Here is a 2,180-nt window from a genome sequence, read left to right as displayed (position 1 = left end):
TGCCGGTTGCGATCGTGGCATCGAATGGATTGAAGGCCACGGCGCTGTCGCTGTAGCCGGACACGCGTTGCCAGAGTTGCCAGACCTCAATCGAGGCCGCGACCTCGTCGCGCGGCGAGAGGCGGCTGATCCAGCCGGCCCGGCCATAGACGGCGTAGTTCGAGGCGTTGGTCGAACTGGTCACGCTCACCGGGCCGAGGCTGGTGTCGTAGCTGCGCGTGTAACGTGCCTTCTCCCATGGCGTCAGGATCGCGCCGACATCGAAGAACGGGCGCGACGAGCCCCAATCGGTGAAGTCGTAGCGCAGCGCGAAAGCGCCGATCGGTGCGCTGGTGATCTTGTAGCCGCCCCCGTCGTAATGCGTGTAGGCGATGCCGGCGAGCAGCGAGAGATTGTTGGTGAGCGCCTTGCGGCCGTGAATGCCGGCCGAGAACGAGCCCGCCGAGCCGAACGCGCTGACGCAGTCGCCGCAATTGATCTGCTCGTTGACGCCGAGCAGCACCGTGCCGAGCACCCGGTTGGTGATCATCTGGTTGAAGCGCTGGTTGGCAAGGCCGCCGATCGAATTGCCGCTGGAATCCGCGCCGGTGGGTCCCGACGGCGGAGGATACGGGCTCGGCGAAGGCGCCGGATCCGGACTCGGCGAAGGCGAGGGATAAGGGCTCGGCGATGGGGAGGGGGTCGGAGTGGGTGACGGAGACGGAGACGGAGAATAGGTCGGGGACGGATTTGGCGACGGAGAATAGGTGGGAGACGGAGTGGGCTCTGGTTCACCGCACTCGGACCCGCACTCCCATGCCTGTGCAGCCGCCGGGCGGGCGTTGAAAGTGATAAGCGCAAACGCCGCGATTGCGGTCAGTGCAGCGGCAAGGACGAGGCGCCGGACGGTGAATTTCGCCATCGTCAGCGTCCGCACAGCATGCCGTCGTCCTGGACGGCGGGCGTGAAGGTCGGCGAGGCGCCGGCATACTGGTTGACCGCGCACAGCCCGGCACTCGCGGCGCAGTTGGCGGCAAAGGTCCAGGGCGGCGTGTTGGACTTTGTGATTCTGACATTGCCGCCGGTCGAGGTGATGACCGCGGTCTCGCCGGGCTGCGTGAGCTGCACGCATTGGCCGCTCCTCGTGCAGACGCTGGCCGCGCCGTCTTGAAGCACGACCACCGAGCGTCCGCGCTGCGAGAGGATGTCGAGCGTGGTGCCGCGCACGCCGATGGTCGCGAGCGGGGTCGTGATCTTGTAGGCGGACTTGTCGGAATTGCCGGTGACGAAGCGGAACGCGCCGGTGGTCATGCGGATCGCGATGTCGCGATAGCTGCGCTCGTCGTTGAAGACGGTGCGGTCCAGCTTCAGGGTCGCGCTCGGCCCGAGCGACAGGTTGGTGCTGTCGGCCATCACGAAACGCGCGGCGCTGTCCACGCCGGTGCGCACGGTCTCGTCGCGTAGCATGTTGTCGCCGACATTGACTGGCGTGGTGGTTGCGGCGACGCGCACCACTTCGTTCTGGATCACGACGGCCTGGCCGACGCGCGTCTGCGCCTTGGCGCCGGACGCCGCGCAGAATGCGGCCGTGAGCAGGAGGGGAAAAAGCCAAAAACGTAAATTCATTTCGCAACCGATCGATGTGTCCCTGATCGTACCGGATCGCGCGCGCTTGTGATGTGGCGGAATTATCACAAGCGGCGCGCGACGCGCATCAAGCTTAGTGACAGCCGCGGCAGAATACGTTCAATGACGATGACAAGTATATTTTTTCTCCCTCGGTGAAGCAGATTTGCCACGCAAGACGGCTCCACAAAAGACGCTTGAATTGCGCGCGGTTCCGAACGTGTCGCGGAGCGCAGTGATTGCTGTCGTGATTTTCCTGGTCGCGCATCTGGCGCTTCTGATCGGCCTCGCGACTCCGGAGAAATTCGTCTTCGACGAGGTGCATTACGTCCCCGCGGCACAGCAAATGCTGGCGCCTTCGATGTCGCAGCCGATGCTCAATCCCATGCATCCACCGCTGGCGAAGGAACTGATCGCGGCCTCGATCGCAACCTTCGGCGACAACGCGTTTGGCTGGCGCTATCCCGCGACGTTGTTCGGCGCGCTCGCGATCGTCGCGATTTATCTGTGCGGCCTTGCGCTGTTCTCCGCGCAAGGGCCCGCGTTCGCCGCGGCGCTGATCGCCGGCTTCAACC

3 protein-coding genes are annotated in these 2,180 nt (G+C 64.9%); 1 reads left to right on the top strand and 2 read right to left on the bottom strand.

Features of this window, described 5'->3' with window-relative positions:
• Together JHD07_RS29790 and JHD07_RS29785 are read right to left on the bottom strand one after the other, a co-directional pair.
• Positions 1 to 901 (bottom strand): hypothetical protein (locus JHD07_RS29790; RefSeq protein WP_291628650.1); only part of this gene is annotated, 901 nt, incomplete at its 3' end.
• A 2-nt stretch (positions 902 to 903) separates the two neighbouring features.
• Positions 904 to 1,605 (bottom strand): FecR domain-containing protein, encoded by a 702-nt coding sequence (locus JHD07_RS29785; RefSeq protein WP_291628648.1) that lies wholly within the window; start codon positions 1,603 to 1,605, stop codon positions 904 to 906.
• Between the two features lie 202 nt (positions 1,606 to 1,807).
• Here JHD07_RS29785 and JHD07_RS29780 point away from each other — a divergent pair.
• Positions 1,808 to 2,180, top strand: a 373-nt coding sequence (locus JHD07_RS29780) for a glycosyltransferase family 39 protein (RefSeq protein WP_291628646.1), incomplete at its 3' end; no start/stop codon positions are given.

The organism is Bradyrhizobium sp. (assembly GCF_016462955.1).
Taxonomy (GTDB): domain Bacteria; phylum Pseudomonadota; class Alphaproteobacteria; order Rhizobiales; family Xanthobacteraceae; genus Bradyrhizobium.
This window is presented reverse-complemented; position numbering and strand designations above follow the sequence as displayed.

Coding starts and splice junctions, on each gene's coding strand:
- JHD07_RS29785 (WP_291628648.1), bottom strand. CDS start 1,605: ATGAATTTACGTTTTTGGCTTTTTCCCCTCCTGCTCACGGCCGCATTC.